The sequence below is a fragment of the Hyphomonas sp. genome, from assembly GCF_040882205.1.
Classification (GTDB): Bacteria; Pseudomonadota; Alphaproteobacteria; order Caulobacterales; family Hyphomonadaceae; genus Hyphomonas.
Genome location: NZ_JBBEBT010000054.1, coordinates 1 through 7,303, shown reverse-complemented (window position 1 = coordinate 7,303; position 7,303 = coordinate 1). Strand labels below are relative to the sequence as shown.

Here is a 7,303-nt window from a genome sequence, read left to right as displayed (position 1 = left end):
CAAGTTCTCTGCGGCTTGTCGGCTGTTGACGGCGTGGTGATCTTCGAGGACGACACGCCCCTCAGCCTAATAACCGCGCTCAAACCCGACGTCCTGATCAAGGGCGGCGACTACGCCCGCGAGACCATCATCGGCGCAGACCTTGTCGAGGCGCGGGGCGGAGAGATTGTCATTGTGCCGCTGGTGCCGGGTCAATCGACTAGCTCAATCATCGCCCGATCGCGGAGCGGCGCGTGACAGAGGCAGCGCAGGTCGCAGCTGCGCTCTGGCGCCAATATGGCGAAGATGCCGTGGTGATCGCCACCCTGCGCGCCGCCGAAGTGGCGGCCCTGGGCGACATTGACGCGCTGGCACATTGGGATGAAGTCGCGGCGATCCTGTCCGGAGAGGAAAGCCGTCCGCCGCGAACGAACTAGGGAAGTGGCCCTGCTCCGCCTCTTCAGTTCGTCGAGTGTTTCTTGAGCTCGTAAGTTCCGCGGCCCGTCAGGTCGAACCATTCCGGAATATCGGGATGGCTCAGTGGCAGGTCGGAATCGTCAGCCAGCAGGTTCTGCTCGGACACATACGCAATATAGTGGGTCCGGTCGTTTTCCGCGAACAGATGGTAAAACGGCTGGTCTTTGCTCGGACGGACCTCTTCCGGGATCGATTCGTACCATTCGTCAGTATTGGCAAACTGCGGATCGACGTCAAAAATGACACCCCGGAACGCGAAAACCCGGTGTCGAACGACCTGCCCGATCTGGAATTTGGCAATGTGCTTGGAAATCGAGCCATAATGGTAGCGCTCGTCGACCTTTTCGGTCAGCACCAGCGGTTCGTGCATAACCTGCCCCGATTTCCCGAACAGAGCGCGCAACCAAGCTACAGGGCCCCGTCTACTGGTCATTTTCAGCTCCTGTGGTAGAGCATGCCTCAAGTTTGCGTTTCGGGCCACACTATGGCTGACAAAAAAGACGGAACTGGCAGCCGCAGGCGCGGTCCGCCCGGTTCCCAACGGGGAAAACCGCTCTATGCAGCGGTCGACCTGGGTACGAATAACTGCCGGTTGCTGGTCGCGGAGCCCCGTGGCCAATCTTTTCGTGTCGTCGATTCCTATTCCCAGATTGCCCGTCTTGGCGAAGGGCTTCACGAATCCGGCCGGCTGTCAGACGCGGCCGTGGAACGGGCGATGAGCGCCCTGCATGCCATCCGGAACAAGCTGAAGCTGCATGGGGTCGGCCGGGTCCGCTGCATAGCGACCGAGGCCTGCCGTCAGGCGGCGAACGGAGCGGATTTCATCCGGAGGGTCCAGAACGAGACGGGGCTGACATTCAAGGTGATCGGCGCCAAGGAAGAAGCCCGACTCGCCACGATTGGCTGCTACGACCTGATCCTGCCCGAAGTGAAGTCTGTGCTCGTGGTCGATGTCGGCGGGGGATCCACGGAGCTATCCCATGTCGATGCGAGCGCCATCCGCAAAGGCGGGCTTGCGGGCATCCTGCGGGACGCGCCGATCCTTGACTGGACCAGCCTGAAGGTCGGTGTCGTGACCCTGTCTGAAACGGTTGATCTTAGTGACGAGGTCGCAGCCTGGCCCTTGATGCTTGAGCGCGCGCGGACGGCCGTGAAGAGCTGGCCGGCGCTCGAGCGCGTGGCGCAGCGGCTCGCAGCAGATGAGGGTTATCTGATCGGTACATCCGGAACGGTTACATGCCTTGCCGGGGTTCACCTGAAGCTCGACCGCTACCGCCGTGACAAGGTCGACGGAAGCTGGTTGTCGCGCGAGGACGGCCAGGTCACGATGAACAGGCTGCGCACTCTCGGTGTCACCGGTCGCGCCCAATTGCCTACGATCGGCGAGGAGCGCGCCCCCCTGATGCTCGCCGGATGCGCGATCATGGAAGCGGTCTGGGAAGTCTTCGATCCGCACAGACTGCGCGTTGCTGATCGCGGACTGCGCGAAGGCATTCTATTGTCGATGATGCACGGTCAAAAGCCGCAAAGGCGCCGGCGCGCGAAACGTTCAGGCCCAGGACCTGCGCCAGTTGGAGACGGCAATGTCGGATGAAGAGAAGCGACGCTGGAAAAAGCCGACAACCGAGAAAGCCGGTTCCGGTCGGAGCATGACTGAGCGCAAGGTGATTGCGCGCAACGCCCGCACGGAGAGCTCGAAGAAGTGGATCGAGCGTCAGTTGCAGGACCCCTATGTCCGCAAGGCCATGGGCGCGGGTTATCGATCGCGCGCGGCCTACAAGTTGCTTGAGATCGACGAGGAAACGCACATCCTGAAGCGCGGCCAGCGTGTCATCGACCTGGGCTGCGCGCCGGGCGGCTGGATCCAGGTTGCGCTGCTGAAGGGGGCCGGCGAAGTCGTCGGCATCGATCTCCTGCCAGTCCAGACCATCGACGGGGCGACCATTTTTGAAGGTGACGTCAACGATCCAGTAGATGTCCGGAAAATGCTCGCAGCTTTAAGCGGGCCACCCGATCTCATCCTCTCGGACATGGCCGCCAATACAACCGGCCACAAGCAAACTGATCACCTGCGAACCGTGACGCTGGTCGAGCTGGCCGTTGATTTCGCGCTTGCGCATCTGGCCCCCGGCGGCTCATTCTGCTCCAAGGTTTTTCAGGGCGGTACCACACAGGAACTCCTCGTGACGCTCAAGGCGCACTTCAAGACGGTGAAGCACATCAAGCCCCCGGCCAGCCGCTCCGGCAGCCCGGAAATCTATGTGGTGGCTAAGGGATTCAAGGGCGGTAAGCCCGCCAAGGAGAAGACAGAATGACGATTACCGGTGGATGTTATTGCGGTGCTGTTCGCTATGAAGCTGAAGGCGATCCGATCATGAAGGCGCGCTGCCATTGCCGTGAATGCCAGTTCTTCACGGGTGGCGAAGGCAATGACTTCATCGCCATGCCGATTGCCGGTTTCAGGGTCACGAAAGGCCACCCAAAGGCCTTCACGCGAGGTGACCTGACGGGCGCCGCAACGCGGGAGTTCTGCGGAAACTGCGGCACGCCGCTGCTCACGCGATCTCCCGCCTTGCCGATCGCTGTCATCCTGAAAGTCGGCGCGCTGGATGATCCCAAACATTTCGGCGGTCCGCAGGTCATCCTGCAGACAGCCGATGCGCATGCGTTCCATCTTATGCCGGAAGGTGTTCCGGCTTTTGCGAGGTTTCCAAATTGAAAGCCGCCCTCTTCTGGATGGCTGTCCTTTTGGCCCTGCCCGCCTGTTCGCTGTTCCGGCCCGGGGAAGGGGAGGCGCCTGCCCCCGCCGGATACGCGAAGATCGAGTTTGCGGCCTCAAAAGCCACGCCCGAAGAGCGCGCCGCCTGCCAAGCCGCCGGCGCAACGATCCAGCCGGGCGGAAAGCTCCAGTGGGAAAACTGCGTCCAGCCTTTTGCCGATGCGGGGAAAGCCTGCTCGGGTGATGCAGATTGCACCGGTGAATGCCGGTATGAAAGCGAAGTTGAACTGATCCCCGGCGCGGCTATGGTCGGCACATGCCAAGTGAATGATGCCCGTTTTGGCTGCCGGACGCTCGTCGAGAACGGCAAGATCGCGCACACACTTTGTGTGGACTAGTCCGCACGCACTTGCAGACGGTTTATGGACGGACCTGGGGGCCGAACTGACATGAAATTCCTGTTGTCGATAACTGCCTTATTGGCGCTCGCCGGATGCGCCTGGTTCCACCCGCCTTCGACGTCAGCGCCCGAACTCGCTGAGCCCGCGCCGGCCTACCAGACGGTCACCGTTGGAGGCGAGGTCGCGACCGCCGCAGAGCGCGCAGCCTGCGACGCAGCGGGCGGCGTGATCAGCCGCGAAGGCCTGCTCGGCTGGGAGCACTGCGTGCAGACTTATCCGGATGCCGGGAAAGCCTGCATCAGGCATGACGACTGCCTTGGCACCTGCCGTTATGAGGGACCGCCGGTTGCGCCCGGCTCCACGGTCGAAGGCACCTGCCAGGTGCGGGATGTCGCGTTCGGCTGCTACGCCCTCGTGGACAAGGGCAAGCTTAGGCACGCGATCTGCGCGGACTGATCGCGCACCTAGAGAAGGTGCGCTTCGGCTTCGTCTCTGTGCTTCTTAAGGTAACGCATGAAAGGTGTGCCGCCGGTGCCGACATCGGGGTCGTTGCCGGCCGCCGTTGACGCCTGCCGGTTGATATAGGTCGCCGCGTATTCGAGGTGGCGCGTCCGGAAGCGAGCGAGCTTGCGAATATTGTCGTTGTACAGGTCCCGGATTGCCGGCTTCCCGAGTGCCTGCAGGGCGCCGCGCAAGACGCTCTGCGCGCGCAGGTCATCAATGAAGCGCCGGTGCTGCGGCGGCCGGTAAGCGTGCAACTCATCCAGGAACGAACGCAGAGGATCGCCCGCATGGGCGATGCCCAGCAGCGCATCCATCGCCGGCACAATGGAAGATTGCGAACCCGTCTGCCCTCGGAAGGCCTGCGGCTTGCCGCCGGTTTCGGCGACACCTTCATAGATAAGGCCTTCGCCAAGCGCCGGGTTGTCCTTCCAGCCATGGATCCACGGACGCACCCGGTGGAAATAAACGTACGGATCGCAGCGCTCCGGCATCCGGTCGAATACCGCGTTCACGTCGTCCCAGACAGCGCTCATCGCGCCAAGCGCACGCTCGATCTCGCCTGCATTCTTGTCCTGCGCAGCGCCGACCAGCTTCGCCGCTTCCATCAGCATCTCGCCGGCACGGGCCTCGATGGCGACGTGCACGAGAATGAACCAGGCTTCGTCCATGCCGCCTTCGAAGTGCTGCAGCGTGTGGATGTTCGCAAGGTCGATACCCCCCTTCTCGTCAAACCGGCTCCAGTTCTCGAGCGTGTAGCTGGAATAGGGGAGGAGGGGCGGCTGGCCTATCGTCTTGCCAATTTGCCAGATCGGAATGGCGAGGCAGGCGGGCAGAACTTTCGGTGCGTCCGGTTCACCCCAGACATAGGCTTGCACCATGAAACTGTAATGCAGCATCGCGATGCGCAGTTCGCCGTCGCTGGCGCTTGCACAGAACGAAGTCAGATCGAGCTTGGGCAGCGCTTCGAGAAAGCTGCGAAGGCGACCGGTCGGGATCAGTTCGGGCAGGCGCAAGGCCATCTCGCGGACCGGTTGCAGATCGGCGGGCAGAGTGACGCTGGCCGGGTCAAAGCCCGCCAGGAAGCCGCGCTCGGTGCTCAGTCCATAATCTGACAAGTTCATCTCCGCTCCTCCCCAGGACACGATGGTTACAGATGCAACTAATCCTGCTTCTATCGAGTGCGCCGCGCGGCGTGTCAAAGAGGCTGTGCAGACGGGGTTGGCCCGGAGGTCAGGGAAGGGGCTTCACAAGCCCCCGCGACTCCCTTACTAGGCCAAAAAGGGAGCTCCCCACATGATAATCCGACAAGCGATCACCTTCGATGACGTGCTCCTGCAGCCCGGCGCGAGCGAGGTGATGCCGTCAGAAGTCGATGTCTCGACCTTCCTGACAAAGGCCATCCCCCTCAACATCCCCCTGCTCTCTGCGGCTATGGATACCGTCACCGAAGCGCGCCTTGCCATAGCCATGGCCCAGGCTGGCGGCATCGGCGTCATCCACCGAAACCTGTCGATTGAACAGCAGGCCGGCGAAGTCGCCATGGTGAAGAAGTATGAGAGCGGCGTGGTGATGAACCCTGTCACCATCGCCCCGACCGCAACGCTCGGCGAACTGCGCGAGCTGAAACAGCGCACGCGCTTCTCCGGCATTCCGGTCGTCGAGAAAAGCGGCAAGGTCGTCGGCATCGTCACCAACCGCGATACGCGATTTGCCGAAGACGCGAACGAAAAGGTCGCGAGCCTGATGACCCGTGAAGTCGTCACCGTGAAGATGGACACGCCCATCGAGGAAGCCCGCCGCCTGCTGCACAAGCACCGGATCGAGCGCCTCGTGATCGTCGATGAGAGCGCACGCTGCATCGGTTTGCTCACCGTAAAGGACATGGACAAGGCCTCGCTGAACCCATTCGCTGCGAAAGATCCTGCAGGCCGTCTGCGTGTTGCTGCCGCCTCCACGGTGGGTGATGCCGGCTTTGAGCGCACCGAGGCACTGATCGCAGCCGGCGCAGACGTGGTCGTCATCGACACGGCGCACGGCCATTCGAAGGCTGTTGCGGACGCTGTGCTGCGCGCCAAGAAAATCTCGAACGCCGTGCAGATCATTGCGGGCAACGTCGCCACGGCCGAAGCAACTAAGGCGCTGATTGATGCGGGCGCAGATGCGGTAAAGGTCGGCATCGGTCCCGGCTCCATCTGCACCACGCGCATCGTGGCGGGCGTCGGCGTGCCGCAGCTCACCGCGATTGAAGACTGCGCCAACGCCGCTGCGGCTTCCGGCATTCCGATCATAGCAGACGGCGGCATCAAGTTTTCCGGCGATTTTGCAAAGGCGCTCGCTGCTGGCGCGTCCACCGCCATGATGGGCTCGATGTTCGCGGGCACTGAGGAGAGCCCCGGCGAGGTGTTCCTGTACCAGGGCCGCTCCTACAAGGCGTATCGCGGCATGGGCTCTCTGGGCGCCATGGCGCGAGGTTCGGCGGATCGCTATTTCCAGAAGGATGCCGCGGCTGACAAGCTCGTGCCGGAAGGCATTGAGGGGCAGGTGGCGTACAAGGGCTCGCTCGCGCCCATCATCCACCAGATGGTCGGCGGCCTGCGCGCCGCGATGGGCTATGTCGGCGCCAAGACGATTGCGGAGCTGCATGCAAAAGCGCAGTTCGTGCAGATCACCGGGGCAGGGCTCCAGGAAAGCCACGTCCACGACGTGATGATGACGCGGGAGTCGCCGAATTATTCGCTGCCGCGCGGCTAGATGTAAAAGGCTTGGCCACCCTTTTTGCGCTGTTTGCGCTCTGGGGCTGCACGGGCCATTTGAATGGAAATGCGAGGTCGGCGTGTGAGGCGCCTCGGCGGCGAAGTCCATAAAGTCTTTGGCCGGTCTGCGTGCGTAAATTTCTACCGAACAGTTGCAAACCGCGCACTGATTGAGACGAGCGCCCGGTTGATTTCATCGCGGACTACGCGCGCCGTGCTGCTTGTTCGAATTAGCACCGATACCGTACGTCTCTGGTTTACTGAGGCGTTTTCCTGAAAAGTCATGGCCACTTTCCGGAACGCCGCTATAGGATGCCCGCAATCCGACGACCCTGATGTGCATGGCCGCTATTGCATATTCCGGCTGGCCCGGCGCGGGGCAAGGCATCATTCCTGATGTGTACTTATGCTCGCCCTGACGAGGCCCGCGCCACATCGCCTCGGGCGGCGGCCCGCCGGGGCCTGGTTCG

The 7,303-nt window shown here is 62.4% G+C and carries 9 protein-coding genes and 1 pseudogene; 8 read left to right on the top strand and 2 right to left on the bottom strand.

Annotated features, from left to right (window positions below; all coding sequences use genetic code 11):
- Both WEA77_RS02580 and WEA77_RS02575 read left to right on the top strand, forming a co-directional pair.
- A pseudogene (locus WEA77_RS02580) lies at positions 1–237 on the top strand (bifunctional heptose 7-phosphate kinase/heptose 1-phosphate adenyltransferase); the annotation flags it as partial.
- Positions 234–416, top strand: a complete 183-nt coding sequence (locus WEA77_RS02575) for a hypothetical protein (RefSeq protein ID WP_368066301.1) — start codon at positions 234–236, stop codon at positions 414–416. The pseudogene WEA77_RS02580 and the gene WEA77_RS02575, both read left to right, overlap by 4 nt.
- A 23-nt stretch (positions 417–439) precedes the next feature.
- Here WEA77_RS02575 and hspQ read toward each other — a convergent pair whose 3' ends face one another.
- Positions 440–826: a heat shock protein HspQ gene (gene hspQ / locus WEA77_RS02570; protein WP_368066300.1), complete on the bottom strand. Its 387-nt coding sequence runs from the start codon at positions 824–826 to the stop codon at positions 440–442.
- A gap of 201 nt (positions 827–1,027) precedes the next feature.
- Here hspQ and WEA77_RS02565 point away from each other — a divergent pair, with 201 nt between their 5' ends.
- Genes WEA77_RS02565 through WEA77_RS02545 form a run of 5 tightly spaced genes read left to right on the top strand, consistent with a single transcriptional unit; the run spans position 1,028 to position 4,032 of the window.
- Positions 1,028–2,050 (top strand): Ppx/GppA phosphatase family protein, encoded by a 1,023-nt coding sequence (locus WEA77_RS02565; RefSeq protein ID WP_368066302.1) that lies wholly within the window; start codon positions 1,028–1,030, stop codon positions 2,048–2,050.
- Positions 2,040–2,771 (top strand): RlmE family RNA methyltransferase, encoded by a 732-nt coding sequence (locus WEA77_RS02560; protein ID WP_368066299.1) that lies wholly within the window; start codon positions 2,040–2,042, stop codon positions 2,769–2,771. Before WEA77_RS02565 ends, WEA77_RS02560 begins: the two co-directional genes overlap by 11 nt.
- Entirely contained in the window at positions 2,768–3,175 is a 408-nt protein-coding gene (locus WEA77_RS02555; protein ID WP_368066298.1) for a GFA family protein, read from the top strand. The genes WEA77_RS02560 and WEA77_RS02555 overlap by 4 nt, the downstream gene beginning before the upstream one ends.
- Entirely contained in the window at positions 3,172–3,573 is a 402-nt protein-coding gene (locus WEA77_RS02550; RefSeq protein WP_368066297.1) for a hypothetical protein, read from the top strand. Before WEA77_RS02555 ends, WEA77_RS02550 begins: the two co-directional genes overlap by 4 nt.
- A gap of 51 nt (positions 3,574–3,624) precedes the next feature.
- Positions 3,625–4,032 carry a hypothetical protein gene (locus tag WEA77_RS02545; protein WP_368066296.1) on the top strand — a complete coding sequence of 136 codons (408 nt, stop codon included), beginning with the start codon at positions 3,625–3,627 and terminating at the stop codon, positions 4,030–4,032.
- Between the two features lie 8 nt (positions 4,033–4,040).
- On the opposite strand, the gene WEA77_RS02540 is transcribed toward WEA77_RS02545, so the two are convergent.
- Positions 4,041–5,201, bottom strand: a complete 1,161-nt coding sequence (locus tag WEA77_RS02540) for an indoleamine 2,3-dioxygenase (RefSeq protein ID WP_368066295.1) — start codon at positions 5,199–5,201, stop codon at positions 4,041–4,043.
- Between the two features lie 172 nt (positions 5,202–5,373).
- Between WEA77_RS02540 and guaB the strand changes: the two genes are divergently transcribed.
- Positions 5,374–6,831 carry an IMP dehydrogenase gene (gene guaB, locus WEA77_RS02535; protein WP_368066294.1) on the top strand — a complete coding sequence of 486 codons (1,458 nt, stop codon included), beginning with the start codon at positions 5,374–5,376 and terminating at the stop codon, positions 6,829–6,831.
- Positions 6,832–7,303 lie beyond the last annotated feature (472 nt).